At 57.5% G+C, this 24951-nt stretch carries 27 protein-coding genes; 11 read left to right on the plus strand and 16 right to left on the minus strand.

The genetic code is table 11. The features are described 5' to 3' along the window. Positions 1 to 10: 10 nt before the first annotated feature. On the plus strand, positions 11 to 805 hold the full coding sequence (locus J4E42_RS10960; RefSeq protein ID WP_192417347.1) for an IclR family transcriptional regulator: 795 nt from the start codon (positions 11 to 13) through the stop codon (positions 803 to 805). Here the strand turns inward: J4E42_RS10960 and J4E42_RS10965 are convergent, their stop codons facing one another. The 8 genes from J4E42_RS10965 to J4E42_RS11000 form a co-directional block, all read right to left on the minus strand. Continuing rightward, positions 806 to 1168 (minus strand): hypothetical protein, encoded by a 363-nt coding sequence (locus J4E42_RS10965; protein ID WP_219739816.1) that lies wholly within the window; start codon positions 1166 to 1168, stop codon positions 806 to 808. Between the two features lie 140 nt (positions 1169 to 1308). After that, on the minus strand, positions 1309 to 3864 hold the full coding sequence (locus J4E42_RS10970; protein ID WP_207285260.1) for a LuxR C-terminal-related transcriptional regulator: 2556 nt from the start codon (positions 3862 to 3864) through the stop codon (positions 1309 to 1311). 140 nt (positions 3865 to 4004) lie between these two features. Beyond that, on the minus strand, positions 4005 to 5372 hold the full coding sequence (locus J4E42_RS10975) for a DUF1329 domain-containing protein (protein WP_207285261.1): 1368 nt from the start codon (positions 5370 to 5372) through the stop codon (positions 4005 to 4007). A 23-nt stretch (positions 5373 to 5395) separates the two neighbouring features. Continuing rightward, positions 5396 to 7189 carry a DUF1302 domain-containing protein gene (locus J4E42_RS10980; RefSeq protein ID WP_192417351.1) on the minus strand — a complete coding sequence of 598 codons (1794 nt, stop codon included), beginning with the start codon at positions 7187 to 7189 and terminating at the stop codon, positions 5396 to 5398. 494 nt (positions 7190 to 7683) lie between these two features. Further along, the gene (locus J4E42_RS10985) at positions 7684 to 8595 is read right to left on the minus strand and encodes an SDR family oxidoreductase (protein ID WP_207285262.1); all 912 of its coding nucleotides are present in this window, start codon (positions 8593 to 8595) and stop codon (positions 7684 to 7686) included. A gap of 414 nt (positions 8596 to 9009) precedes the next feature. After that, positions 9010 to 9912 carry an alpha/beta fold hydrolase gene (locus J4E42_RS10990; protein ID WP_008037329.1) on the minus strand — a complete coding sequence of 301 codons (903 nt, stop codon included), beginning with the start codon at positions 9910 to 9912 and terminating at the stop codon, positions 9010 to 9012. After that, entirely contained in the window at positions 9912 to 10694 is a 783-nt protein-coding gene (locus J4E42_RS10995; RefSeq protein ID WP_207285263.1) for a class II aldolase/adducin family protein, read from the minus strand. Before J4E42_RS10995 ends, J4E42_RS10990 begins: the two co-directional genes overlap by 1 nt. A 223-nt stretch (positions 10695 to 10917) precedes the next feature. Further along, positions 10918 to 11373: a flavodoxin gene (locus J4E42_RS11000; RefSeq protein ID WP_008026983.1), complete on the minus strand. Its 456-nt coding sequence runs from the start codon at positions 11371 to 11373 to the stop codon at positions 10918 to 10920. A 143-nt stretch (positions 11374 to 11516) separates the two neighbouring features. Between J4E42_RS11000 and J4E42_RS11005 the strand changes: the two genes are divergently transcribed. Together J4E42_RS11005 and J4E42_RS11010 are read left to right on the plus strand one after the other, a co-directional pair. Continuing rightward, on the plus strand, positions 11517 to 11993 hold the full coding sequence (locus tag J4E42_RS11005) for a PAS domain-containing protein (protein WP_008037334.1): 477 nt from the start codon (positions 11517 to 11519) through the stop codon (positions 11991 to 11993). 54 nt (positions 11994 to 12047) lie between these two features. Continuing rightward, entirely contained in the window at positions 12048 to 12653 is a 606-nt protein-coding gene (locus J4E42_RS11010) for a hypothetical protein (protein WP_192227748.1), read from the plus strand. Position 12654: 1 nt separating this feature from the next. On the opposite strand, the gene J4E42_RS11015 is transcribed toward J4E42_RS11010, so the two are convergent. Beyond that, positions 12655 to 13650, minus strand: a complete 996-nt coding sequence (locus J4E42_RS11015) for a MerR family transcriptional regulator (protein WP_207285264.1) — start codon at positions 13648 to 13650, stop codon at positions 12655 to 12657. 175 nt (positions 13651 to 13825) lie between these two features. Between J4E42_RS11015 and J4E42_RS11020 the strand changes: the two genes are divergently transcribed. The 7 genes from J4E42_RS11020 to J4E42_RS11050 all read left to right on the plus strand — a co-directional run bounded on the left by J4E42_RS11020 (position 13826) and on the right by J4E42_RS11050 (position 18446). Continuing rightward, positions 13826 to 14395, plus strand: coding sequence for an antibiotic biosynthesis monooxygenase (locus J4E42_RS11020; protein ID WP_207285265.1), 570 nt, complete (start codon positions 13826 to 13828; stop codon positions 14393 to 14395). A 169-nt stretch (positions 14396 to 14564) separates the two neighbouring features. Next, positions 14565 to 15275, plus strand: coding sequence for a dihydromonapterin reductase (gene folM, locus J4E42_RS11025; protein WP_207285266.1), 711 nt, complete (start codon positions 14565 to 14567; stop codon positions 15273 to 15275). A gap of 21 nt (positions 15276 to 15296) precedes the next feature. Next, positions 15297 to 15872: a GTP cyclohydrolase I FolE gene (gene folE, locus J4E42_RS11030; RefSeq protein WP_008026971.1), complete on the plus strand. Its 576-nt coding sequence runs from the start codon at positions 15297 to 15299 to the stop codon at positions 15870 to 15872. Positions 15873 to 15874: 2 nt separating this feature from the next. Further along, positions 15875 to 16246, plus strand: a complete 372-nt coding sequence (gene folX, locus J4E42_RS11035) for a dihydroneopterin triphosphate 2'-epimerase (protein ID WP_008026970.1) — start codon at positions 15875 to 15877, stop codon at positions 16244 to 16246. Positions 16247 to 16314: 68 nt separating this feature from the next. Then, positions 16315 to 16611 carry a DUF1244 domain-containing protein gene (locus J4E42_RS11040; protein ID WP_008026968.1) on the plus strand — a complete coding sequence of 99 codons (297 nt, stop codon included), beginning with the start codon at positions 16315 to 16317 and terminating at the stop codon, positions 16609 to 16611. Continuing rightward, complete coding sequence (locus tag J4E42_RS11045) at positions 16604 to 16942, plus strand: HopJ type III effector protein (protein WP_008037347.1); 339 nt, start codon at positions 16604 to 16606, stop codon at positions 16940 to 16942. The genes J4E42_RS11040 and J4E42_RS11045 overlap by 8 nt, the downstream gene beginning before the upstream one ends. 253 nt (positions 16943 to 17195) lie before the next feature. Beyond that, entirely contained in the window at positions 17196 to 18446 is a 1251-nt protein-coding gene (locus J4E42_RS11050; protein ID WP_207285267.1) for an aspartate aminotransferase family protein, read from the plus strand. 155 nt (positions 18447 to 18601) lie between these two features. Here the strand turns inward: J4E42_RS11050 and trxB are convergent, their stop codons facing one another. Beyond that, positions 18602 to 19564: a thioredoxin-disulfide reductase gene (gene trxB, locus J4E42_RS11055; protein ID WP_008026963.1), complete on the minus strand. Its 963-nt coding sequence runs from the start codon at positions 19562 to 19564 to the stop codon at positions 18602 to 18604. Between the two features lie 315 nt (positions 19565 to 19879). On the opposite strand from trxB, the gene cysZ reads away from it, so the two are divergent. After that, the gene (gene cysZ / locus J4E42_RS11060; RefSeq protein ID WP_192230120.1) at positions 19880 to 20635 is read left to right on the plus strand and encodes a sulfate transporter CysZ; all 756 of its coding nucleotides are present in this window, start codon (positions 19880 to 19882) and stop codon (positions 20633 to 20635) included. Between the two features lie 17 nt (positions 20636 to 20652). Here the strand turns inward: cysZ and J4E42_RS11065 are convergent, their stop codons facing one another. Genes J4E42_RS11065 through J4E42_RS11090 form a run of 6 tightly spaced genes read right to left on the minus strand, consistent with a single transcriptional unit; the run spans position 20653 to position 24846 of the window. After that, positions 20653 to 21027: an EamA family transporter gene (locus tag J4E42_RS11065; RefSeq protein WP_008037350.1), complete on the minus strand. Its 375-nt coding sequence runs from the start codon at positions 21025 to 21027 to the stop codon at positions 20653 to 20655. Continuing rightward, positions 21027 to 21950, minus strand: a complete 924-nt coding sequence (locus tag J4E42_RS11070) for a hypothetical protein (RefSeq protein WP_008037351.1) — start codon at positions 21948 to 21950, stop codon at positions 21027 to 21029. Before J4E42_RS11070 ends, J4E42_RS11065 begins: the two co-directional genes overlap by 1 nt. Then, positions 21947 to 22612 (minus strand): acetyltransferase, encoded by a 666-nt coding sequence (locus J4E42_RS11075; RefSeq protein WP_008037353.1) that lies wholly within the window; start codon positions 22610 to 22612, stop codon positions 21947 to 21949. The genes J4E42_RS11070 and J4E42_RS11075 overlap by 4 nt, the downstream gene beginning before the upstream one ends. Beyond that, on the minus strand, positions 22612 to 23244 hold the full coding sequence (locus J4E42_RS11080) for a trans-aconitate 2-methyltransferase (protein WP_008037355.1): 633 nt from the start codon (positions 23242 to 23244) through the stop codon (positions 22612 to 22614). The genes J4E42_RS11075 and J4E42_RS11080 overlap by 1 nt, the downstream gene beginning before the upstream one ends. Continuing rightward, the gene (locus tag J4E42_RS11085) at positions 23225 to 24154 is read right to left on the minus strand and encodes a glycosyltransferase family 2 protein (RefSeq protein ID WP_008037356.1); all 930 of its coding nucleotides are present in this window, start codon (positions 24152 to 24154) and stop codon (positions 23225 to 23227) included. The genes J4E42_RS11080 and J4E42_RS11085 overlap by 20 nt, the downstream gene beginning before the upstream one ends. Beyond that, the gene (locus tag J4E42_RS11090; RefSeq protein WP_207285268.1) at positions 24151 to 24846 is read right to left on the minus strand and encodes a WbqC family protein; all 696 of its coding nucleotides are present in this window, start codon (positions 24844 to 24846) and stop codon (positions 24151 to 24153) included. The genes J4E42_RS11085 and J4E42_RS11090 overlap by 4 nt, the downstream gene beginning before the upstream one ends. Between the last annotated feature and the right edge of the window lie 105 nt (positions 24847 to 24951).

Consider the following 24951-nt stretch of genomic DNA (forward strand, 5'->3'; position numbering starts at 1 on the left):
GACTGCCTCCATGGAAACGCCGCGCAACAACGACAAACAGAAAGTCCGCTCGGCCGAGGTCGGCACCGACATCCTCAAGGCACTGGCCGAGTTGTCGCCATCGACTTCACTGTCGCGCCTGGCCGAGCATGTGCAGATGCCGGCAAGCAAGGTCCACCGCTATCTACAGGCGTTGATCGCCAGCGGTTTTGCCGAACAGAACACCGCCACCAACCACTACGGTCTGGGCCGCGAAGCCCTGCGCGTGGGGTTGGCCGCACTTAACAGTATGGACGTGCTGAAAGTCGCCGCCCTGCCCTTGGCCGAACTGCGCGATGAATTGAATGAAACGTGTTTTTTGGCGGTGTGGGGCAATCAGGGCGCAACCGTGGTGCATATCGAACCGGCGGTGCGCGCGGTGACCGTGGTGACGCAATTGGGCTCTGTGTTGCCGTTGCTCAGTTCATCTACGGGATTGGTGTTTGGCGCTTATCTGCCCAAGCGTGAAACGGTGGATTTGCGCGAGCAGGAAGTGCTTGCAAGCAATTCCCATACGTTGGCGGACGATCAGGCTTATGTGACCTTGTGTGAACAGATCCGCGAGCGCGGCCTGCACCATGTGCATGGTTTGTTGATGCCCGGCGTCGATGCGTTGTCGGCCCCGGTATTCAACGCGGTGGGAAATGTGGTGGCCGTCATGACCATCGTTGGCCCGGCGTCACTGTTTCACGCCGACGAAAACGGCCCGGCGGCGCAGCGATTGCTGGCGGCGACGCGGGCCGTTAGTTGGCGAATGGGATATGAGCCATCCGTTGTCACTGGTTAATTAAGCTGACAGGCTACTGTTGCGCTTAATTGCTTCTCGGTAGGACTCAACCACAATACGACCTGCAGTATTAAGATCAATGCTGTCCAAATAGGCAACGCGATCGGCTTTATCAAAAGTCCATCGCTTTGAAAAAATACCCGCGTATTCAGTATTGAACCTGGGCAACTCATCCGCCTGCACTTGTTCCATGATAGCCCAGCTCAAACTCTCGGAGTAATCAACCACCTGCTTTCCCTCGTCGTTGATCACTACCGAGTTCAGGTAAGTTTCATCAACATTAATGGTATACCCTAAAACACCGAACGCACCAGTCAACTTTTTACTTACTTCTCCCAGCAAATTATTACTCACAAATAGCATCCTTACTAATAATGGAAGTCGGCCAAAACACATTCAAAAAATATAAACACTGATTGACGGGCCGACGCCCACTTTATAAACAACCCAACTAATTTAGTACACCCCAAAACTTGTATGTAGACGTAAACACACCGAACACTTCAAACAACAATCCCCAGAACTTTGGCTTTGGCCACAGCCTGAGTCCTCCGCTCTACACCCAACTTTCCATTGATCCGCCGCGCGTGGGTTTTAACGGTATGTAACGATATGAACAACTGATCAGCTATCTGTTGATTGGAGTTACCCAGGGCGACTAACTCAAGCACTTCTATTTCACGCTGACTCAAGCGGTTCTGGACCGAAGCCAGCGGTTCAGCAGGGTTACCCGACTCGGTACGCCCGATCGCCTCCGGCAAGCGTGGCTGGCGCAATTGCAGATCGCGCAGGGCCTGTTGAAGATTGCAGCGCTCGACCAGTGCCAAACCTTCCTGCATCGCCTCGCGAGCGGCAGGCGTGTCGCCCGTCAGCCAGGCCACTTCTGCCAGCGCCAGGTGCAATTGCGCTTGCAGCCCCGCCATTCCCCGTTGGCGCGCCCAGTGCAACTGAGCCTCGAGCTGCACCAGAGGGTTTGGCGCCTGCCCTCGATACACTTCGGTCAGCACCAGCAGGTATTCAAGGCCGGGAATCAGCTCCAGCGTCGCCGGTGGCGCCTGACGAGCATGGACGCCGTGATAGTGGCGCAGCACCCGGGTCAGGGCTTCATGGGCCAAATCCGGACGGCCCTGCTGCAACCAGAAATGGCAGCTGTATTGCAGCAGAACACTGCGGTAGACCGTGTCTGGAATCCGCCGCTGTTGCATCAATCGTTCGGCGTCACGCAGCAGGACAAAAGCCTGGGCGTAGTCCTGGCGATTGGCGGCCAATTGCGCGAGGCCGAGGAAACCGTAAAGCACGCGTTTGTCCTGGCTGCGCAGGCAGATTTGCAAGCCGCTCTCGAAGTACGCGGCCGCCTGCGTCTCTCGTCCCTGACACAGGCTCAAGCGTCCGCGCTGCAAGGCAATCCGCCCCAGCAGCGGTTGGGCCAGCGGTTGCTGCTGGACGAGCAAGCCATGCATATTGGCCAGCAGGGTTTCAGCCCGACCGGACGCTCCACGCTGCTCGAGCAATTGCGCATGATCGAGTTCCAGCAGCCCCTCGAACACCAGCGAACCTTGCGCACGCGCCAGGCACAACGCCTCACGGTTGGTCGCCTGCGCCACGTCGAGCTCGCCCCTGAGCAAGGCTTGCTGGGTCAGCGCTGACAGGCACATCAGCCGAGCCGTCCAGAGCGAGGGATCGAGTTCGTCGAGTGCCTCAAGCAAATGCGCGCGCGAAGGCTCCATGCGCCCCTGCAAATGCAACAGCCAACCCTGCATCGCCTGCCAACGCGCCATCAGCTGCCGTTGATGCAACGCCGACGGCTGAGGGGCGAAGCGTGACAAATGCCCGATGCACTCACCCGCCTGCTCGAACCGCCCGGCAAACAGCAACGCCGCGGTGATCAACCCCACCAGTTGCGGCGAGCCAAGCATCAGCTCGTCGCCTTTGTGTTCATGCAGACGCAACAACAGCACCACGGTCTGCTCTTCGAACAGGTGCTCGAAACTGAAATGCTGCAACAGGCTGACCGCGACCTCGAACTCTTCGGCCAGCAAGGCTTGTTCAAACGCAGCTTTCCAGTCCAGTTCGGCGGCGAACCACTGACAAGCGCGGCGATGCCAGGAACGTCCCGCCGGCCATTGCTCTTCGCGCATCAATTGCGTGAGGGGGGTGAAAATCTGCAGCCAGTCGGTCGAGTCCTGCCAGGGCTCGATGAAGCAGCCCAACGCCTGCAACGTGCTCAGGCATTGGGCGCCCTCGCCTGCACCGAACAGGTGGTCGCACAACCGCGCATTGAATCGCTGCAAATGGGCCAGCACCCGCCAGGCTTCTGCCAGCTCCGGGGTCAGCATGCCGAACAATTCGTGTTCGAGGTAATCGTGCAGGGTGTCCGGCCGACCGTGCAGCGACTCGTTGCGCGACCAATCGCATTTTTGCAGCAGCGCTATCCGCACGCCCGCGCACCAGCCACCGCTGAGTTCGATGATCCTGCCGGCACGTTTCGCCGCCTGCTCCGGCTCCAGGTGATGCAGCAGTCGGGCAATTTCCGTTTGAGTGAAGGCCAGCGTGGCGCGCTCGCAGTCGTACAGCTCATCGGCGAGCAACAAGCGTGGCCAATTGCATTGCGGGCGGCGGCGACCACTGAGCCACCAGGTAATCATCGGGCTGCTGATGGCCAGCAACCGGTCGAGCAGCAGGTCCAGCTCCGGGTTGGGCGTGCGGCAATAGTCATCGAGGCACAGCCAGGTCGGCGTCTGCCATTGAGCCAGCGATGCCAGCAATGCGGATTCGTCCACCGCGGCCATTCCCAACGCGTGGGCCAGCCGCTGCCGAAAATCGGCAGCCTCCATCGGCTCCCCCGCCAACGGCAACCAACAGACCCGGCACTGCTCCGGTGCCTGCAACAGGCATTCGATCAGCAGCGCACTCTTGCCACTGCCAGCCGGCGCACAGAGCAATTTCACGCGTGCGGTCGAGGCCATCAACGGCTCGATCAGCCGCTCGCGAGACTGGTGATGGGACGACAAACGGGGCAGAAGTCCAGGACGGTCCAGACACGGGGTCATGGCGGTCATAGTGGTGCGCCTTTTTATAATTGTGGCGCCACCCTAGCCCTCTCTACACGGCTTGTTGAAGAAGTATTCAACACACTTATCGACACCTATAAAAAAGGTGACCGCGAAGTCACCTTTTTCTGTAGAGCCCGTAGGAATGATTACCTCACCCCTGTACTCCGCAGCGCTGCTGGCGTGTAGTCACCTGCTTTGGCATCGATGCCGAATTCGAAGCTGCGCTTCTCCTCGTTCTTCATCCCCAGTGCGATGTAGCGACCGGCGATCAAGTCATACAGCGCTTCAACGGTGTAGGCCGGCACCTGGTGATCGTAGTAGAACTGGGCATGACCTTCGGCCACACGCCACAGCTGACCGCGACCGTCATAGTGATCGGCCAGTGCCACCTGCCAGCTGTCTTCGTCGATGTACATGTGACGCTTGGCGTACACGTGCCGTTCGTTGGGCTTGACCGTGGCGACAATCTCCCAGACCCGGTGCAACTCGTAGCGTGTCAGGTCCTGATTGATGTGCCCGGCCTTGATCACATCGGTGTACTTGAGGTTGGGCGAGTCGAGCTTGTAGCTGTTGTAAGGGATGTACATTTCCTTCTTGCCGATCAGCTTCCAGTCATAGCGATCCGGTGCGCCGGAAAACATGTCGAAGTTGTCGGTGGTGCGCAACCCGTCGGACGAGGTGCCGACGCCGTCATAGGCCACCTGCGGTGCACGCCGCACGCGACGCTGACCGGCGTTGTAGATCCAGGCCTTGCGCGGTTCCTTGACCTGGTCGAGGGTCTCGTGAACCAGCAACACGTTGCCGGCCAACCGCGCTGGCGCCGTGACTTCCTGCTTGAAGTAGCTGAGCACGTTGTCGTCGCTGCCGGGTTTCAAGTCCCCCAGCAGCGAAGGCACGGCGACTTCATCCTTGAAGCGGATCACCGTGAAATCGCCATTGGACTGCGGCGTGGCCTGGGTGATGGTGCGACGCAAATTACCGCCGTGATAACGGGTAACGTGGTTCCAGATCACCTCAACGCCGTTCTTCGGAATCGGAAACGCGTAGTAGCGATTGCCGGTGAAATTGGCCAGGCCATTGCCGTCGTTGATCGGCGTTACATTCAGCGCGCTGCGCTTGGCCGACTCGTAGATGTCCGGTGGCACGGCCACTGTACGGTGGGTCGGATAGACCGGGATCTTGTAGGTCTCCGGGTAGCGTTTGAACATCGCGATCTGGCCGTCGGAGAGTTTGTCCTTGTACTTGTCGACGGTTGCCGCCGTGATGGTAAACAGCGGTTTTTCATTGGCGAACGGGTCGGCAAGGAACCCTTTGCTGTCCACCGCGCCCGCGTTTTTCGGGATGCCGCCGGTCCAGGCCGGAATCGAGCCATCGGCATTACCCGCCTTCTCGGCGCCCAACGGCGTCAGGCTGGTACCGAGTTTGTTGGCTTCGTCCGGCGACACCGCAGCCATTACATCGACGGCCAACAGGCTCAGGGCCAGAACGCTGCATTGCAGAATCATTTTGCGCATTGAAATCATCCTTCTCAGCCAGATCAGAAGTTCACGCCAAAGCTCAGCGCCAGGAAGTCGCGATCTTCCAGGGTGTTGTAGTCACCGCCGAAGAAATCGGTGTAACTCAAGCTCGCGGTATAGGTGTTGCGATAGTCCGCATCGACGCCGACGCTGATGGCCTTGGCGCCTTCGTTGAACAGCCCGTTGGGGCCGTAACCGGCGACGTCATGGGACCACGACAGGTTGGGTTTGAAATTGATTCCGGCGATGACGTTGTTGTAATCAAGGATCGCGCGGGCACGGTAGCCCCAGGATGTCGAGGTGACGAAACCGTCGGTATCACCACGGAAACCGTACTGTCCGTAGACCGAGTCGCGGCCGTAACGCAGCTTGCTTTTGTCTTCCAGCCCGCCAACGTGAACAACGGCCGCCTCACCCACCAGGGTCAAACGGTCCGCGCCGGCGATCTGATCGATGAAGTGCGTCAGGGTGCTCTGGATCTGCGTCACTTCCTTGCGGCGATAGCCTTTGTTGTCCGCGCCTGGCCGGGTGGCGATTGGTGAAGCAGCGCCGCCGGCAATCGGGTTGAGCAAGGCCAGTGTCAGGTCGGTGCTGTTGACCTGCACCGGTGCGTTGGGGCGATAGCTGATCTCGCCGGTCCATGCGGTGCCGGTCGGCAAGGTGGTGGAGAAACTCGCGCCGTAGAGGCGGATGTCTTCCGGGTATTCGAGGTAGTACTGACCGCGACCGAGCATCACGCTCTGGGCCAAGGCCGAACCGGTGCCGGGTGCGATGGCGTTCGCGGTAGAAACGATGGCCGGAATCCGTGCCAGCGTCCCCGCCCCGGCAGTGGTGGTGCCAACATTCGGGGTGCGGCTGTGGTAGTTCATGAAGTACAGGCCGTACTCGGTGTCATCACCCAACCAGCGCAACGCCGTGCCCCATTGCCCGGAGTCGCGGGCGTCGCGGTCGCCACCACGGGGCACGATCACCCCTTCCTTGCTGACCTGGAAGCCTTGGCCGAATGCGGCAGCAATCGGTTGCAACGGTGCAATCGCCGGGCTGGCGACCGTGTATCCCGTGTTGCAGCCATCTGCCGCCACGTCCCCGCCGAAGAAGGTGCCGCAGTTGTCGAGAACGGTCTGGTCCCACTCCAGTTGATAGAAACCTTCCACGGTAAGTTTGTCGGTCAGGCCCTGAGAGGCGAACAGCATGTTCACCGGAATCAGGCCTTCCTTGATTTCCGCGCCAGGACGACGGAACGCTGAAACGTCGACCGGGTTGATGCTGTTGATCGAGTTGCCGATGAAGGTACTTTCGCCCCAACTGACCACCTGTTTACCCGCGCGCAAGGTGCCCGGCAGATCGGCGATGGAGTAGTTGTGATAGACGAACGCATCGAGGATCTGCGCGCCGGCAGACTTGGAACCCTCTTTGCGATTGTGATCGCTGATCGGCTTGAACTCGCGGTCTTCGTCCTTCAGTTCGAAGTCGTACCAATACTTGCCACGGACGAACACGCCGGTGTCGCCGTACTTCAGTTCGAGGTCGTGAATGCCCTTGAAGATCTTGGAGTAGGTTTCGCCCTTCTTGAAGTTCAGACGCCCGTCGTCACCGGTCGACGCCTGGCCGGTCCCGCCGTTGACGATGCCCACCAGCGATTTATCGGCATCGCGCATGCCCCAACTCGCGCCGACGGACAGTGAGGAGTCGAATGTCCCCTCGATTTCGCCAATGTTGAATGAAACGGCCTGCGCCTGGGCGCAGCAACCCAAGGCAACCGCAGCGGCCAGCGCCTGCGGTGTGAAGATGGCGCGCATTGTTGTTTTTGTCATGCGTCTTCCCCGGTGAGTGACAGAAGGCCACACCCTACTGCCGCAGGTCGGGAGCGATAAGCGCACCAAGGAGGTATTCGTTGTGTAGCTCTAAAGGATGAATGGCCTTGCGGCGCGGGGAGTTGCGCGAGGTATGGATGAAGTGGATGGAGGTTCATCAGCCGGATGCATGAGCGCAAGACTGTTGCCCAGGCTGCAATACTGCATGTCTGGAATCGCTATTTTTCCTTTGGACTCAAGCGCTTATTCTTGTCGGGCTTTCACGGCAACAGCCTGACAGCACACCGCGATGGCGTGTGATCAGTCCGCGCCATTGGCGACAGATTTCAGATGTGTCGAAGGTTTCGACTCATCACCCCATGTTCACTGACGTTGATTTGTAGCTCCTTGATCCAACGTCTTACTTTGGCCGCTGCGTTTGCAGCGGCCTTTTTTATGGGCGATGGTTTTGCGCGGAGGCAGAACTCAGGCGAGCCCTGCGCGAGGCGAAGGAATCAGAGGGAATACTTCTGCAAATTGCCCATCATTTCCTTCAGCGCCTCGATGTTGTCCTTTGGATGCGCTGCGCCTTCGAAGTCGCAGATCTGCTGCCAGTGCGCCGCCACATCTTCCGGTGAAAACCCGACCCGTGGATCGAACCCGGCGCCGAGGCTGCGCTCCCAACGCACCTTGCCCATCCAGCCGCCACCGACCTCAAACAGCCCCGAGGTTTCCTGGCAGATTTCGCTGGCGAGGTACACCACCAGCGGGCTGACCAGTTCCGGCTTGAGTTGTTCGAACACTTGCGGCGGGATCAGGCCTTCGGTCATGCGGGTGCCGCCGGTTGGGGCGATGGCGTTGACCAGGATGTTGTTTTTGCGGCCTTCGATGGCCAGGGTGCGGGTCAGGCCGTAGAGGCCGAGCTTGGCCATGCCGTAGTTGGACTGGCCGAAGTTGCCGTAGATGCCCGAGGTGGATGCGGTGAAGATCACGCGACCATAATTTTGCTCGCGCATGTGCGGCCAGGCGGCGCGGGTGACTTTGTAGGCGCCTTCGACGTGGACGCGATAGACCAGGTCCCAATCGGCATCGTCCATTTTGTGGAAAGTCTTGTCCCGCAGGATCCCGGCGTTGTTGACCACTACGTCGACCCGGCCGAAAACGTCGAGGGCGTTCTGGACGATTTTGTCGCCGTCGGTGACGGAGTCATGGTTGGCCTCGGCAATGCCGCCGGCCTCACGGATTTCCGCGACTACGCGGTCTGCTGCCGAAGCGTTTGCACCTTCACCTTGCGCCGAGCCACCGAGATCGTTGACCAGCACCCTGGCGCCCTGTTTCGCGAACAACAGCGCATGAGCGCGGCCCAGGCCACCACCGGCTCCGGTGATGATCACGACTTTATCTTCGAAGCGCACAGGCTCATTCATTAGGGGGGACTCCAGCAGGCCGAGGGACAATAAGTCCGAGTCTCAGGCAAGGCGCTGCCGGTCACAATGAACACGGGGTAGGCTGAATGGTGCTCGATAAGGCGGGGGGATGATGAGCGCGAGGACCGAGTCACGGCCCATCGCCAGCAAGCCGGCTCCTACAGGACCGGGGTGCCCCAAACTCATCAAACACCACAAAAACCCTGTAGGAGCCGGCTTGCCGGCGATGGCAATCCGACAGGCACCACAAGCCTCGAGGACGCATTCGCCGGCAAGGATTGGGGTGAACACCACCTCACCAAACACCACAAAACCTGTAGGAGCCGGCTTGCTGGCGATGGCAATCTTACAGACACCACAAGCCTCGAGGACGCCATCGCCGGCAAGCCGGCTCCTACAAGGTTGCTGCGATGTTTACGAACAGGCCACTTTCAGCGGCGTTGAAATCAGCCGGTCGCGAAACGCCAGATAATGCTTGAGCACCTGAGCCGGTGCTTCGGTTTGCGGGTAATGGCCGATGCCGGGCAGCAGGACCGTGTCCGGGTTCGGGATCAGCTCCCGATAGCGCTCGACCATGTGCCCGCCGGAGATCGGATCGACCTCGCCATCGATCACCCGCAACGGCACTTCGCCGCGCTGCATGGCACTCACCCAACGCTCGCGCTGAACCCTGCGCTCGGGGATGTAGGCAATCAGCTTGTGCATGATCCGTGGCCCGTGATTGCTGTCGATCAGGCTCCAGAAATCATCCATCTCACTCTCGGTCGGACGGCTCTGCGGTCCGAAAATCTGGCGGAAACTCTTCACCAGCGCATCACGGGAAAACGCGCGGCCGATCATCCAGCCCACCGGGCTGAGCAACAGTTTTTGCATCAGTACCGGGCGATGGGTTTCAGGAAACAGCCCCCCATTGAGGAACACGCAACTGGCGAGATGAATGCGCGCCTCGTAATGCCGGGCCAACAGTTCCTGAGCCACGCTGTCACCATAATCGTGGGCGAGCACGTGCACCGGTTGCTCGACGTTCAAATGCTCCAGCAACGCCTGTTGCAGATCGGCCTGCTCCAAGAGGCTGTATTCATGATCCACCGGTTTGGCTGAATCGCCGAAACCGAGCATGTCGCAGGCAATCACCCGATAACGCTGGGCCAGCGGCTGCCACAGGTAATGCCAGTCCCAACTGGCGGTCGGGAAGCCATGAATGAGCAACAGCGGCTCACCCTGCCCCGCCGTCCAGTAACGCACCGTCTGATCACGAAAGTCGAACGTCTGGCTGCGCTTGCGCCAGACACACAGGGGGATCTCGGCGAGAGGCATCAGAGTTTATATCCCGCGTCTTGTTTATCGAGTTTGCGCAGCAGCGCCGGCCAGGCCAGTGCGCCGCCCATCCCTTGTGCACTTTTGGTGACGCCGGCAATCATCGCCTTGGCGCCCGCCAGAATCTGCGGTTCGATGGCGATGAGTTCCGCACCACCGTTCTGCGCCAGCACCTGGATATCGCAGGCGCGCTGGAAGGTGAACATCATCAGGAACGTGTCGGCGATGGTGCCGCCGCAGGTCAGCAACCCATGGTTGTGCAGCATCAGGAAATTGTTTTCACCGAGGTCGGCCTGCAGCCGTGCCTTCTCTTCGTGGTTCAGCGCAACGCCTTCATAGGCGTGATACGCCAGGCTCGACAGAACAAACAGCGACTGTTGGCTGATCGGCAAAACGCCTTGCTTCTGCGCCGACACCGCAACGCCGGCCGCCGTGTGCGTGTGCAATACACAGACGACATCGTGCCGCACTTCGTGCACGGCACTGTGGATGGTGTAGCCCGCCGGGTTGATCTCGTAAGGGCTGTCCATCAGCTTGTTGCCGGCCTGATCGACTTTGACCAGGCTCGAAGCGGTAATTTCGTGGAACATCAACCCGAACGGGTTGATCAGGAAATCTTCAGTGCCTGGCACCTTGGCGGAAATGTGCGTGAAGATCAGATCATCCCAGCCATGCAGGGCGACCAGACGATAACAGGCGGCCAGATCGACGCGGGTCTGCCACTCGGCGGCACTGACCTGGTCTTTGACACTGTGGGGCGATTGGACGGGGGCTACGCTCACGACAAGGAACTCCTGTTCTTATTGTTTTGCTCACGTTTAGCAGTCTAGTCAGCCCCCGGGGTTCATGTAGTTGCATTGGCAGCCAGCTTGATGACCTAGCGAGTCACTGCGCCAGACAGCTTGGATCCATGTCAAAGTACCGCCGCCAACAAGGGGGCAGCGAACCGGTTCCGCAGCCCCGAAGCGGCACAATCCTGGCTCGCCTTGCTGCGCGATTGGCCAGTCAGCCCCGCAGAGCGGTGACGAGTTCCGCCAGCCAGGGTTCGGCATCGGTTTCCGGGGTGACGCTTTCGCTGGCATCCAGGCGCAGCATCGGCAGCACTTCGCGGATGCCCAGTTCGCCGAACAGCTCGCGCATCAGCTCACCGCCGCCACAGAACGTATCGCCGTAGCTCGCATCGCCCAGGCCGATCACCGCGCCCGGCAAACCACGCCAGGCGGCCGGCAATTGATCGCGAATGGCGAAATACAACGGTTGCAGGTTGTCCGGCAGTTCGCCCATGCCCGTGGTCGAAGTCACTGCCAGAAAGGCTTGCGGGCCAAACGCCTGAACATCGGCAAGGCTAGCGCGCGGGTTGTGAAAGGTCTCGAAGCCCGCGGTTTTCAAAATATTCGCAGCGTGGCGTGCGACTTCTTCAGCCGTGCCGTACACCGAGCCCGAAAAAATGGCGACTTTCATCAATCTGATCCTGAAGCTGAGTAAAAAGATGAGGGATATTAACAGCCACAGCAAAAAAGCTGCGATTAGCTCTCATTAAGCATTGAAGGCCGCTAGAGTTCTTTTAGAATGCTGCGCTCAATCAATCTGGAAAGGATTCTCCGATGATCAACGCACAACTGCTGCAAATGGTGATTGACGCGTCCAACGACGGCATCGTGATTGCCGAAAAAGAAGGTGAACACGACAACATCCTGATTTACGTCAACCCGGCGTTTGAACGGCTGACCGGTTACACCAGCGAAGAAATCCTCTACCAGGATTGCCGCTTTCTGCAATCAGGTGACCGCGACCAGGAAGCGCTGCCCTTGATTCGCAATGCGTTGAGCAGTGGCGGCTCCTGCCGGGAAATCCTGCGCAACTACCGCAAGGACGGCACGCCCTTCTGGAATGAGCTGTCGCTTTCGACGGTGAAAAACCCGAGTGACGGTCAGACGTATTTTGTCGGCGTGCAAAAGGACGTCACCGTGCAGGTCAAGGCGCAGCAGCGGGTAGCGCAGCTTGAAGCTCAAGTGGCAGAGCTTCAGGCCGAGCTCGCCGCGCTCAAACCGACGAACGGCGCAAACAAAACCGAGAATTGATTGTCATTAACTACAATCACCGATGACTTTGTTACTTTTCCTTTCGAGCCCATCATGCAGCGCGACGCACTCCTGACCCAGGATGAGCTGGATTTTATCCAGACCATGCAACACAACCCGCAACTCAATGTGCGGGATGCGACGTCGAGTCTGCTTGTAAATGGTGGTTCGCAAATCCGTGACTTGCTCACGCGCCTTGCTGCTCATGAGCAAGTCACGATCCAGGCCAACTTCGAAAATCAGCAAATGACCTTCCCGCTGCACCTGGTGGAAGACGAGTTTCATGCGCTGCATTTACGCCTCGGCGTCCCTAGCATTTATGAAGACGGACCGTTGGTCCGGCCATGGCGCCTGCTCCTCGAAGAACCGGTCGCCCTGGAAAATGCCGCCGGCCATCCCGGCACGATGTGGGTGCATGAAGTGTCGTTCAAAGGGGTTTTGCTGGAAGTTCGCAACAAGACCAAACCGCCCAAGCATTTCGCGTTGTGGTTCAGCCCGTCAGGCTACGAACGTATCGCGTTGCGCGGCACCTTCGAGAGAGAAACCGAGAACGGCTTCTTTGCCTATCAGTTGAGTCAGAGCGACAAGGATGAAACCGAGCGCCTTCGCCAGTACATCCTTCAGCAGCATCGACTGACCCACCCGACCCTGCATCTGTGATTCAGGTATCCAGGTTTCCGGCCAGGAACTGTTTCAGGCGCTGACGCATCACCACTCCTTCGTTACCCAGGCAGCCAATGGACGATCCGTCCAGGCTCTCCTGCGACAGTTCCGACGCGTCACCGGCCAGCATCAACTGGCAATCCAGGCTCATCGCCAGACGATTCAAACGTCGCGGCAAATCGCTGGTGGGCGCGTGATTGGAAAACAGCACCAACGCCTGGGGCTTGACCCTTTCGCAGACCAGCGCCAGTTCATCAAAGGGCTGACCAACCGCCAGCAATTGAATGGCCGAATCGACACTGCTCAAAAACAACGCCGTGACCAACAGTTCGAGTTCGCGACATTGATCGTTCAGGGGACAGACAATCACGCGCCGTGGCTGCATGACGCGCACCAGCAGCAGCCGCTGTAACACCCGGGAACGCAAAAAACCGTCCAGGAATAGCCACTCGCTGGCCTGGCCGAACACTTCCTGACGTTGCAGAAATTGCTTCCAGAGTGGCATCAGAATGTCCTGAAACGCCACGGTCAGGGGGTAACTGGAAAAGATCTGCCCATAGACCTGCTCCAGTTGCACCTCATCGAACACGCTCACCGCCGCTTTGACTTGTTCCTGCCACTGCGCGTAGTCAGCCTGCACCAGTTCGTTGGGGATGATGTGCGACAACGCTTGAAGCGGGGCAGTCTTGGCCAGTATCTTGCCGACCTTGCTGACGGCGACGCCACGTTCGATCCAGCCCAGGATGCTGCGGACCCGCTCGATATCGGTCATTGCGTACAAGCGATGCCCGCTTTCGGTGCGCATTGGCTGAATCAGACCATAACGTCGCTCCCACGCCCGCAAGGTGACCGGATTGACGCCCGTCAGCCGTGACACTTCGCGGATCGGAAACAGTTCTTCCTTTTCTATGGAAAGAGCACGCGGCAAACCAGCGACATCTTCAGTCAAGACAGGCATAGGGCAGTCAACGTCCGCGTATAAATTGGATCCCATTCTACCTCTCTTGCCCCATCACCATTCAATACATTGATGGACGACGATTGTCGCTGCCATAACCTGTAGAATCCGGACTAATCCTTGCTTGTTCCGAGACGCAGCCCATCACCCCGGCGCTGCGCCTGGCGAAACTCCTATCCGGAGTAACGCAATTGTCATACGGAGATACATAATGTCTACCTCCCCCGTCACGCTGATGGTTGCGCGCCGCGTCGCCGATGGGCGTTATCAGGACCTGATGGCCTGGTTGCGCGAAGGCGAACAACTGGCCACCGACTTCCAGGGTTATCTCGGCTCAGGCGTGCTCGCCCCGCCGCCCGACGATGACGAATTCCAGATCATTTTCCGCTTCGCCAACGCGCAGACCATGCACGCCTGGGAGCATTCGGCCTCGCGTACCGCCTGGCTCGCGCGCGGCAGCGACTTGTTTGCACATAAGACGGAACATCGCGTGAGCGGCATCGAAGGCTGGTTCGGTGCTGCCGGCGCACGTCCGCCTCGCTGGAAACAGGCCGTGGCAATCTGGTTGGCGTTCTTCCCGGTGTCGTTGTTGTTCAACTTCGTACTGGGGCCGTTGCTCGGCGAAATGAGCCTGCTGCCTCGGGTGTTCATCAGCACACTGTGTCTGACGCCGTTGATGGTCTACCTCTTTATTCCGCTGTCGACCCGTTTGTTGGCAGGTTGGTTGAACAGCGCGCCGACACGCCGATTACCTGTTGAACCCTCCCCTCAAAACCGATGAGACCTATGTAGGAGCGAGCCTGCTCGCGATGGACGCCCAAGCGCCGCGGGGTATCAGGCCCCCAGTGTTATCGTTCACGACCATCGCGAGCAGGCTCGCTCCTACAGGTCATAGGTGAACGTCGCGTTGCGCTGGTATAGTTTTGCTCTTACCGCGACGCGAGCCGTTCATGACCTCTTCATCCGCCCCGATCCTCATCACCGGTGCCGGCCAGCGTGTCGGCCTGCACTGCGCGCAGCGATTGCTCGAAGACGGCCATGCGCTGATCTTCAGCTATCGCACTGAACGCCCCGGCGTACAGGCATTGCGCGATCTGGGGGCGACGGCAATCCTCGCCGACTTTTCCAGCGAGGGCGGGATTCTCGCCTTCATCAGCGAACTGAAAACCCACACCGACGGCCTGCGGGCGATCATCCACAACGCATCCGAATGGCTGGCCGAAACGCCGGACACCGACGCCGCAGCGTTTACCCGCATGTTCAGCGTGCACATGCTGGCGCCCTACCTGATCAACCTGCACTGTGCCGACTTGTTGCAACGCTCGACCCCGGCGGACATCGTGCACATCAGCGATGACGTCACGCGCAAGGGCAGCAGCAAGCACATCGGCTACTGCGCCAGCAAAGCCGGGCTCGACAGCCTGACCCTGTCCTTCGCGGCGAAGTACGCGCCTGACATCAAGGTCAACGGCATCGCGCCCGCCCTGCTACTGTTCAACCCTGACGACGACGCGGCGTACCGCGCCAAGGCTCTGGCCAAATCCGCATTGGGTATCGAACCCGGTAGCGACGTGATCTACCAAAGCCTGCGTTATTTGCTCGACAACCCTTATGTCACCGGCACGACCCTGACCGTCAACGGCGGGCGGCACCTCAAGTAAGTTGCCCCGCGAGGATATTTCATGACGTTATCCCGGCCCCAGAACGCCCTGTCCCAGAACTACCGCGAGATCCTCATCGGTCTCGGTGAAAATCCCGACCGCGAAGGCCTGCTCGATACGCCGGCGCGCGCAGCCAAAGCCATGCAGTACCTGTGTCATGGTTACGAGCAATGTGTCGAAGAAATCGTCAACGGCGCGTTGTTCGCCTCCGACAACGATGAAATGATCATTGTCGACAACATCGAGCTGTACTCACTCTGTGAACATCACCTGCTGCCCTTCATCGGCAAGGCGCATGTGGCTTATATTCCAACGGGTAAAGTGCTGGGCCTGTCGAAGATTGCGCGGCTGGTGGACATGTTTGCCCGTCGCCTGCAAATCCAGGAAAACCTCACCCGGCAAATCGCCGACGCGGTGCAACAAGTGACCGGTGCCGCCGGTGTTGCGGTGGTCATCGAGGCACAGCACATGTGCATGATGATGCGCGGCGTCGAGAAACAGAATTCGACCATGAACACCTCGGTGATGCTCGGCGCCTTCCGCGAGTCGAGCAACACCCGTCAGGAGTTCCTGCAATTGATTGGACGGAGCAAGTAGCAATGCCACAACTTCAACCAGGAATGGCACGCATCCGGGTCAAGGACCTGTGCCTGCGGACGTTCATCGGGATCAACGAGGATGAAATCCTCAACAAGCAGGACGTGCTGATCAACCTGACGATCCTGTATGCAGCCCAGGAAGCGGTGCGTGACAACGACATCGATCACGCGCTGAATTACCGGACCATCACCAAAGCGATCATCGCTCACGTGGAAGGCAATCGCTTTGCCCTGCTCGAACGCCTGACCCAGGAAATTCTCGATCTGGTCATGGCCAATGAGTCGGTGCTGTACGCCGAAGTCGAAGTCGACAAGCCCCACGCCCTGCGTTTCGCCGAGTCGGTGTCGATCACCCTGGCCGCGAGCCGCTGACCGCGTCTGGCGCATTGCTCGCCAGACTTTTATTATCTCGCGCACGACTGAGTAACACAGAGCCCATCATGACTGACCAACAACGCCTCGAACTTGAAGCCGCCGCCTTCCGCCGGCTGGTCGCGCACCTGGACAGCCGCAAGGATGTGCAGAACATCGACCTGATGAACCTCTCGGGTTTCTGCCGCAACTGCCTGTCCAAATGGTACAAGGCCGCGGCTGACGAACGTCAGATCGAGGTCAGCCTCGACGACGCCCGTGAAGTCGTCTACGGCATGCCGTACGCCGAGTGGAAAGCCCAATATCAGCAAGAAGCCAGCGCCGAGCAACAAGCAGCGTTCGCCAAAGGAAAACCCAATGAGTGATTTGAACACCCTGCGCGCCAGCCTCAAGAGCGGCGAACACGTTTTTGCCGACACCCTGGCCTTCATCGCCGCCGGTTATGACTACCAGCCACAGGCGTTCAACAACGGTGGCGTGGAAAACGCCGCCGGGCAAAACGAAGGTTCGTGCAAGACCCTGGGCCTGGCGCTGCTGGAAGGGTTGAGCGATGAAGAAGCGCTGTTGGCATTCGGCGAGCATTACCGCTCCGTCGTGGCCACCCCCGAAGGCAGCGATCACGGCAACATCCGCGCGTTGATTGCCCATGGCCTGGCCGGTGTGAAGTTCACCCAGCAACCCCTGACCCGCCGCTGATTTCTGACTGACACCGCCCCTGTAGGAGCCGGCTTGCCGGCGATGGGTCCCTCGAGTCGTGCATCGCCTTCGAAGACGCCATCGCCGGCAAGCCGGCTCCTACAGGGTTTCGTGTTGCCTGGCTGATTTTGCACAACGCTCAAACCACATCCCGACTTTTAAGATTGATCCGGCAACTTTATTTCGTTTGCCCGGCACCACTGCTCGCGGCTTAGATAAAAGAAGAGCCTCCCTTCTTCAGAGTCGGTCATCCATGAGCAGCGAAACCATCAGCCGGTCGATCAACATCGTGCACCCTGTCACGCTCAGCCACGGCAAAAATGCCGAGGTCTGGGACACCGAGGGCAAACGCTACATCGACTTTGTCGGCGGCATCGGCGTGTTGAACCTCGGCCATTGCCACCCGCGCATCGTCGAGGCCATCCGCGAACAAGCCACCCGGTTAACGCACTACGCGTTCAACGCCGCCCCGCACGTGCCTTACCTCGAACTCATGGAGCGTCTGGCCGCGTTCATCCCGGTGGACTACCCGGTCAGCGGCATGCTCACCAACAGCGGCGCGGAAGCGGCGGAAAACGCCCTGAAGATCGTTCGGGGTGCGACCGGTCGCACGGCCGTCATCGCTTTCGACGGCGCCTTCCACGGGCGCACCCTCGCCACTCTCAACCTCAATGGCAAAGTCGCGCCCTACAAACAGAAGGTCGGCGTGTTGCCCGGTCCGGTGTTCCATTTGCCCTACCCGAGCAAGGACAACGGCGTGACCTGCGCCGAAGCGTTGAAGGCGATGGATCGGCTGTTCAGCGTCGAGATCGATGTCGACGACGTGGCGTGCTTTATCGTCGAGCCTGTGCAGGGTGAAGCCGGTTTCCTGGCGATGGATGTCGAGTTCGCTCAGGCCTTGCGCAAGTTCTGTGATGAAAAGAACATCCTGCTGATCGCCGATGAAATTCAGTCCGGCTTCGGCCGCACCGGCCAGCGGTTTGCGTTCTCGCGACTGGGCATCGAGCCGGACCTGATCCTGCTGGCCAAAAGCATTGCCGGCGGCGTGCCGCTGGGGGCGGTGGTCGGGCGCAAGTCGTTGCTCGACACTTTGCCCAAGGGCGGACTGGGCGGCACTTACTCGGGCAATCCGATCGCCTGCGCCGCTGCGTTGGCGACGCTGGATGAAATGACCGACGCCAACCTGCACGCCTGGGGTTCGCAGCAGGAAGAAGCAATCGTCAGCCGCTACGAAGCCTGGCGAGCCAACAAGGTTTCCCCTTATCTCGGACGCCTGACCGGTGTCGGCGCCATGCGCGGCATCGAACTGGCCAACGCCGACGGCACACCCGCCCCGGCGCAGCTGACACAACTGTTGGCCCTGGCCCGTGAAGCGGGGTTGCTGCTGATGCCTAGCGGCAAGTCGCGGCACATCATCCGGCTGCTGGCGCCGTTGACCACGGAGGCGGCGGTGCTGGAAGAAGGCCTCGACATCCTGGAAGCGTGCCTGAAAAAGCTGACCTGATCCCTGTAGGAGCCGGCTTGCTGGCGATCCAGTCGACTCGGTATGACAGGAGCACCGCGCCGCCTGCATCGCCAGCAAGCCGGCTCCTACAGGACAAGCAAAATGAGCGGCACAAAAAAACCGGCCGAAGCCGGTTTTTTTTCATTTCAACAGAATCAGAACGAAGCGTTCTGCAGACCGTCGAGGTAACGCTCGGTGTCCAGTGCCGCCATGCAGCCGGCGCCGGCCGAGGTGATCGCTTGACGGTAAACGTGGTCAGCCACGTCACCGGCGGCGAAGATGCCTTCAACGTTGGTCGCGGTCGCATTGCCTTCACGGCCGCCGTGCACCACCAGGTAACCGTCTTTCAATGTCAGCTGGCCTTCGAACAGCGAGGTGTTCGGGGTGTGGCCGATGGCGATGAACACGCCGTCGACTTTCAGCTCGTCGAAGCTGCCGTCGTTGTTCTTCAGGCGAGCACCGGTCACGCCCATGTTGTCGCCCAGGACTTCGTCCAGGTTCGAGTTCAACTTCAGGATGATCTTGCCTTCGGCAACGCGAGCATTGAGCTTGTCGATCAGGATCTTCTCGGCGCGGAAGGTTTCGCGACGGTGGATCAGGGTCACGGTGCTGGCGATGTTGGCCAGGTACAGGGCTTCTTCGACAGCGGTGTTACCGCCACCGACCACGGCCACTGGCTTGTTGCGGTAGAAGAAACCGTCGCACGTCGCGCAGGCCGAAACGCCTTTGCCCATGAACGCTTCTTCCGATGGCAGGCCCAGGTAGCGAGCGCTGGCGCCGGTGGCGATGATCAGGGCGTCGCAGGTGTAAGTCGCGCTGTCGCCGGTCAGGGTGTAAGGCTTGGCGGCGAAGTCCACGGCATTGATGTGATCGAAAACGATCTCGGTTTCAAAGCGCTCGGCGTGCTCACGCATCCGCTCCATCAACGCCGGGCCGGTCAGACCGTGGACATCGCCCGGCCAGTTGTCGACTTCGGTGGTGGTGGTCAGTTGACCGCCGGCTTGCATACCGGTGATCAGCAGTGGCTTGAGGTTGGCACGGGCGGCATAGACCGCGGCGCTGTAACCGGCAGGGCCGGAACCGAGAATAATCACTCGCGAATGACGGACTTCAGACATGACCTGCTCCTGTTGACCGGCCCGGAATACCTGGCGCGGAACGCCGGGTTGCCGGCGGGAATAAAAAAGGACCGTTGAAAGCACTTGGGGAAGGCTTGAACTCGACAGTCCTGTAAAAAGATTGGGTGCAGCGTATCGAGGGGGCGAAGATTAAGGAAATACGGTTTAACAATCCAGCTCATAGGCGGTCTCTATCCCGTCACGGCCAATATATAGACGCCTTTGTTACTGTTGATGTCGATGCTGCGACCGCGCTTTCGCCCGTAAGGCAAAGCCGGTAAGGTCGGCGCGTTTCCCTTCTGCTCGGAGCTCGATATGCCCGCCCCTGTTCTGTCCGGCCCGCAATACCTGCGCGAAGGCCTCAAGCTGGTCCTCAGCCCCAGCCTGCGTTTATTCGTGTTGCTGCCGCTGGCAATCAATCTGGTGCTGTTCGTCGGATTGATCTATCTGGCCGGCCATCAATTCAGTCTGTGGGTCGATACGCTGATGCCGTCTCTGCCCGACTGGCTGAGTTTTCTCAGCTACATCCTCTGGCCGATTTTCGTGGTGCTGGTGGTGTTGATGGTGTTCTTCACCTTCACCATGCTCGCCAACGTCATCGCTGCGCCGTTCAACGGTTTTCTCGCGGAGAAAGTCGAAGTGGTGGTGCGCGGCACCGACGACTTCCCGGCTTTCAGCTGGGGTGAACTGATCGCCATGATCCCGCGCACCCTCGCCCGGGAAATGCGCAAACTCGGCTACTTCCTGCCGCGGGCGATCGGGCTGTTCATCCTCTCGTTCATCCCGGTGGTGAACATCATCGCCGCACCGCTGTGGCTACTGTTCGGCGTATGGATGATGGCGATCCAGTACATCGACTACCCGGCGGACAACCACAAGCTGGGCTGGAACGAGATGCTCGCCTGGCTGCGTGAGAAGCGCTGGCAGAGCATGAGCTTCGGCGGGAGTGTTTACCTGGTGCTGCTGATTCCGGTGGTCAATATCCTGATGATGCCGGCGGCAGTGGCCGGCGCGACATTATTCTGGGTGCGAGAGCGTGGGGTAGAAAACCTCACCGCCAAACTTCGTTAGGTACTTGCTTTTCGTTGTTATCCACGCGCGGCAATAACTGTGCCCAGAATAATCAGGCCAACGCCCATTGATTTCTGGAGTGTCATTGGCTCACTTAGAATCCAACCACTTAAAAGCAAAACGACAACGAAGTTCAAGCTCATAAATGGATAGGCGTGACTAAGATCAAACTTGGTCATCGCCGCCATCCAGGCTAACGATGCTAAAAATCCCGCTGCGAACCCTGAAACAATCGCCGGATCCAAAAACAGCAAAAAAAGAAATTTAATTTTTTGAGTTGTGTCAGCGGGGAATGCACCGTAGTGAGAGATTCGCCATTTAAGAATAAGTTGCCCATAGACGGTCAGCAGGATGGTTGCAAATATATACACATAATCGAATATACGAGCCATCAGCCTCTCTCCAGCACAGCCAGGCCAAAGCCGGTTTTACCATAGCCATTACCGTTATAAAGCATGTACCGACTTCCCTTATGATCAAACACAAACGGGTATTCGATCATCTCGCTATCCCAGCCTTCCGATGAAACATCGATAGCGGCTTCCTCCAGCGCCAATCGCCATTGCTTGCCTTCGTCAGTGGTTGCGTAGCCGATACGATAGGTTTCCCCGGCTCCGCTGCGATAGGAGAACCACATCTCCAATCCACCCAGATGGTTTTTTGCGACGGTTGGGCGCGAAAACGCTTGAGCGACTCCAAGTTCGAAGGGGATTGCCAAGCCGTTACGCTTCCAGTTCTCGCCATCAAGGGAATGCGCCGAGTTGATCACATGAATCATTTCTCCGTTACCCGAATCCCAAGTACGGGTCGATCCATACCACATGTCATACCCGCCGTTTCCGTCTTCACGCACCCACGGGTAAGAAAGGCTTATAGGATCGTCTTTATCAGCGCTCATGAACGGATTTTTGCTATCAAGCGTCAGCGTAGTATCCGCATTGACAACTAACCTGCCGACATCCCCCCTCCAATGCTGATCAATTGGCGCCTGCCAACCCATGAAAAGCATGTATTGCACGCCATCCACCGTGTAGCAGTTACCAATGCTTATACCATCAGCGTAAAAACTGCCTTTCGGTCCGTGTTCCATGAAAGGTGAAGGGTGTTCTTTGATGACTTTTCGTTTTTCAATATCGATATCCACAGCCCCAACGGAGGAGCGGTTATCAGAATCCCGACCACTGAAAAATACCCGAAAGACATCATCGTGCAGATGTACCGGTAACGGGTTGGCGGCATGAGATAATAACTTGGGATGACGCGCATCACCCTCGACAAAAAATAATTGCCCGAGCTTTTTCCATGTCGACTTCATAGTTTTCTCAGCTTGCTGCTGGGAACTTTAGAGCGCTCAGTCGCCGTGCCGATAAAGACACCCTCCTGTTCAGCGTTTGCTAACAGCAGTGCGCCTGCACCAACGACGCACTTGTCCTCGACCGTTATATGATCACGAAGAGTCGCATTGACCCCGATAAAACACTGCTCGCCGATATGCACACCACCAGAAATAACTACATGGGATGCGATAAACGTATGATCCTGAATCGTAGAGTGGTGACCAATATGGTTACCGCTCCACAACGTAATATTATTGCCAATATTAACGAATGGCTGAATGGTATTGTCTTCAAGAATAAAACAATTGTCGCCAATCCGGCCTTCATTGAGCACCGTGGCATGACTGCTTATGTAACTGGCAAGCGTGTAGCCGAGCGCCTTGGCTGCAAGATATTTTTCTTTGCGCACTGCATTGAGCTTCGAGTAGCTCAGGGCAATAAACAGCTCGTGACTGTGCGTTGGATAGTGCTCGGCTACGTCTTCGAATGCAACGACTGGTAGACCACAGAAAGTAGGCGCTTCGATATAACTACCGTCCACAGTGAAAGCAACAATCTCATAAGCGGAGTCTGTACTAAAATAAAAGTGGGCCAGCTGCGCAATATCGCCAGAGCCGAAAATCACTAATTTTTTTTTCATCACATTTTCCTTACAAGAATAGTGAATTCGTACAACCCATAATCGTGCAGAAGGGCTACATGACGAGAGTAACGCCGCTTGCATATATCAAATAACAGGCAAGGATCGGCGTAGTACAGATCATCTCGCTTCTTATCTTCGTCAGAGTAGGAGGTGAGGCAATTAAAAGAGAACCCCAGACGACTTGTTCGATCCAGAACATCCAGTGTTTTTTCAAGATAGCTCAGCCACTCGTCGTCTGAACGACCCAGGCGAACATTAAAAATACCACTGGCAACGCCATAGTCAGCGACAGAGTCGGGCTCGGACCCGGCAATGAATCGAACACCGGACAGTTTTGCGTAACGCTGTTCGGCGGCCTGAATCATCTCTTTTGAAACATCTATACCAAGATATGAAAATTTCTGAGGCTTGTTATTTAAGTAGTCAACCAGCGCACCGTAGCCACATCCCAGATCATTGACAGTACAGTCCTGCGGGCCATCGATTACTTTGCAGAGTTGCTCGAAACGCAGCGCCTGGCCCTGTTCACCATTCCAGTCCACCCCATTCGGTGTCTCGCCATGCAGTGCAAGCTTGCTCGAGTAATAGCTCGCTACTTCATCAAGGAGCTCAGTTTTGTCGCTGTGCATAAATCTGCCTCACGATAGTGTAGGGGCGCTGTTTTGACTCGGAAAATATCTTGGAAAGATAGATCCCCACGACACCGATAAACGAAATTATCATGCCGCCAAGTAGCCAGATAGAGGCCATGACCGACGTCCAGCCGCTCATTGGCTTTGCGAGAAACATCCAGTGCGCTGTCAAATATAGAATATAAAGTAGTGCGAAAAACGAAATAGACACACCTATATAAAAAATACCAATCAATGGCGCATTGCTGAACGATGTTACCGAATTCACCAATATAGACATTTTTCTTCTGAGTGTATAAGTCGTCTGACTGGTATTGCTCTTTTTGACCGTCTGCGGCTGCTGTTCAAACCCGGTAATATGCCAAAGACCGGCAATAAATACCTCTCGTTCCTTATGGCGCAGTAAAGCGTCCACGTAGCGACGAGTCATTAATCTTGCAGTGACAATATTCTCTGGCAGGGCGAGTCCAGTCAGGGCTTGAAAGAAACGATAGAACCACCGGCCGCTCCATCGCTCAAACCAGCCGCCTTTGCGCTGCTCCTGCACTCCGTAAACAACATCACAGGCGGTCTGATTGATTTGCTGGTCAAAGCTGAGCAAGCACTCCGGCTCTTCTTCCAGATCGCTGTCAATCAGGAATATTTTTTCGCCTTTTGCGTGGGAGAGCCCCGTCATCATGGCCTTATGATGGCCGAAATTACGGGAGAGATCGATAAGTACGACATGATGGTCTCGTTCAGTGAGCGAGATGGCGATATCAAGACTGTTATCGGGAGATCCATCATTCACCAGCAGGATCTCATAATCATCCCCTGCAAGCGTCATCGCGACAGCACTCACGCGCGAATGAAACTCCTCTATGTAAGAGGCTGACTGATAAAGAGTGGCTACGATTGAGAGCTTCATGGAGCAACATGCCTCATTTGGCGATGAGCGTCTTTTCCACAATTAAAAAGCAGGTCAAGGACCGTGACGCCATGGGTAAACTCGCCCCATAACTGCGAATACTCCGGATAACCTGAGTAATCGAACCAGGTTAACTTTATATTCATCGCTTCAAATACAGCTTCATCAACGTAGTCCTTGGCAGATGGCCCGGAGACGTACTCGCTCCCCCCAGCCTGTGCACAAAGATTGGCAAGGCGTTCCGTCTTACCGTCGACCAACTCATAATCCGATGAACGACTAATAACTGTCTTGATTTCCAGGTAATCGCAAACAGCCTGAATAAATCGCTGATTAAGCTCTGAAATATGAGTATAACTTTCATTCAGATAAAGCGGCTCAAGCCATTTTGCAATTTCATTGAAGTGCGGAGCGCGACTGTAATTTTGAACCAGAGACTTCCAATGTGAAGCGGCCCAGTCAACACCATCTATCTCAGTTTCCCTGATCTTCTGATGATATTTTCCTTTCACTAAAACTGGCACGGTCAACCATTGCACACCTTGCGGGGTTTTAATCTGATTACGATTTCGCCAATCACGCCGAGTATATTGCATGTCATCATAGAGAATGAACTCATCCACTGATGCGATCATGTCAAAATACCCTTTCCAAGGGATGTAGTTGGATTGAAGTATCGCGACTTTTTTCAACGCACTGTTCCCTGGCGACGGTGAATCTTCATTGAGAAATGTAATTGTGAAGTAGAACGAGCACTTAGACGCACAGCAATATCACTACACAATTTTTAAGGCTGT

This window comes from Pseudomonas sp. FW300-N2A2, from assembly GCF_017351735.1.
GTDB classification, from domain to species: domain Bacteria; phylum Pseudomonadota; class Gammaproteobacteria; order Pseudomonadales; family Pseudomonadaceae; genus Aquipseudomonas; species Aquipseudomonas migulae.

Coding starts and splice junctions, on each gene's coding strand:
- J4E42_RS11085 (WP_008037356.1), bottom strand. CDS start 24,154: ATGAAGCTCTCAATCGTAGCCACTCTTTATCAGTCAGCCTCTTACATA.
- folM (WP_207285266.1), top strand. CDS start 14,565: ATGACCTCTTCATCCGCCCCGATCCTCATCACCGGTGCCGGCCAGCGT.
- J4E42_RS10960 (WP_192417347.1), top strand. CDS start 11: ATGGAAACGCCGCGCAACAACGACAAACAGAAAGTCCGCTCGGCCGAG.
- J4E42_RS10985 (WP_207285262.1), bottom strand. CDS start 8,595: ATGAATGAGCCTGTGCGCTTCGAAGATAAAGTCGTGATCATCACCGGA.
- J4E42_RS11005 (WP_008037334.1), top strand. CDS start 11,517: ATGATCAACGCACAACTGCTGCAAATGGTGATTGACGCGTCCAACGAC.
- cysZ (WP_192230120.1), top strand. CDS start 19,880: ATGCCCGCCCCTGTTCTGTCCGGCCCGCAATACCTGCGCGAAGGCCTC.
- folE (WP_008026971.1), top strand. CDS start 15,297: ATGACGTTATCCCGGCCCCAGAACGCCCTGTCCCAGAACTACCGCGAG.
- J4E42_RS11075 (WP_008037353.1), bottom strand. CDS start 22,612: ATGAAAAAAAAATTAGTGATTTTCGGCTCTGGCGATATTGCGCAGCTG.
- J4E42_RS10965 (WP_219739816.1), bottom strand. CDS start 1,168: ATGCTATTTGTGAGTAATAATTTGCTGGGAGAAGTAAGTAAAAAGTTG.
- J4E42_RS10990 (WP_008037329.1), bottom strand. CDS start 9,912: ATGCCTCTCGCCGAGATCCCCCTGTGTGTCTGGCGCAAGCGCAGCCAG.
- J4E42_RS11070 (WP_008037351.1), bottom strand. CDS start 21,950: ATGAAGTCGACATGGAAAAAGCTCGGGCAATTATTTTTTGTCGAGGGT.
- J4E42_RS11080 (WP_008037355.1), bottom strand. CDS start 23,244: ATGCACAGCGACAAAACTGAGCTCCTTGATGAAGTAGCGAGCTATTAC.
- J4E42_RS11000 (WP_008026983.1), bottom strand. CDS start 11,373: ATGAAAGTCGCCATTTTTTCGGGCTCGGTGTACGGCACGGCTGAAGAA.
- J4E42_RS11015 (WP_207285264.1), bottom strand. CDS start 13,650: ATGGGATCCAATTTATACGCGGACGTTGACTGCCCTATGCCTGTCTTG.
- J4E42_RS11040 (WP_008026968.1), top strand. CDS start 16,315: ATGACTGACCAACAACGCCTCGAACTTGAAGCCGCCGCCTTCCGCCGG.
- J4E42_RS11010 (WP_192227748.1), top strand. CDS start 12,048: ATGCAGCGCGACGCACTCCTGACCCAGGATGAGCTGGATTTTATCCAG.
- J4E42_RS10970 (WP_207285260.1), bottom strand. CDS start 3,864: ATGACCGCCATGACCCCGTGTCTGGACCGTCCTGGACTTCTGCCCCGT.
- folX (WP_008026970.1), top strand. CDS start 15,875: ATGCCACAACTTCAACCAGGAATGGCACGCATCCGGGTCAAGGACCTG.
- J4E42_RS11050 (WP_207285267.1), top strand. CDS start 17,196: ATGAGCAGCGAAACCATCAGCCGGTCGATCAACATCGTGCACCCTGTC.
- J4E42_RS10980 (WP_192417351.1), bottom strand. CDS start 7,189: ATGACAAAAACAACAATGCGCGCCATCTTCACACCGCAGGCGCTGGCC.
- J4E42_RS11045 (WP_008037347.1), top strand. CDS start 16,604: ATGAGTGATTTGAACACCCTGCGCGCCAGCCTCAAGAGCGGCGAACAC.
- J4E42_RS11020 (WP_207285265.1), top strand. CDS start 13,826: ATGTCTACCTCCCCCGTCACGCTGATGGTTGCGCGCCGCGTCGCCGAT.
- J4E42_RS11065 (WP_008037350.1), bottom strand. CDS start 21,027: ATGGCTCGTATATTCGATTATGTGTATATATTTGCAACCATCCTGCTG.
- trxB (WP_008026963.1), bottom strand. CDS start 19,564: ATGTCTGAAGTCCGTCATTCGCGAGTGATTATTCTCGGTTCCGGCCCT.
- J4E42_RS10975 (WP_207285261.1), bottom strand. CDS start 5,372: ATGCGCAAAATGATTCTGCAATGCAGCGTTCTGGCCCTGAGCCTGTTG.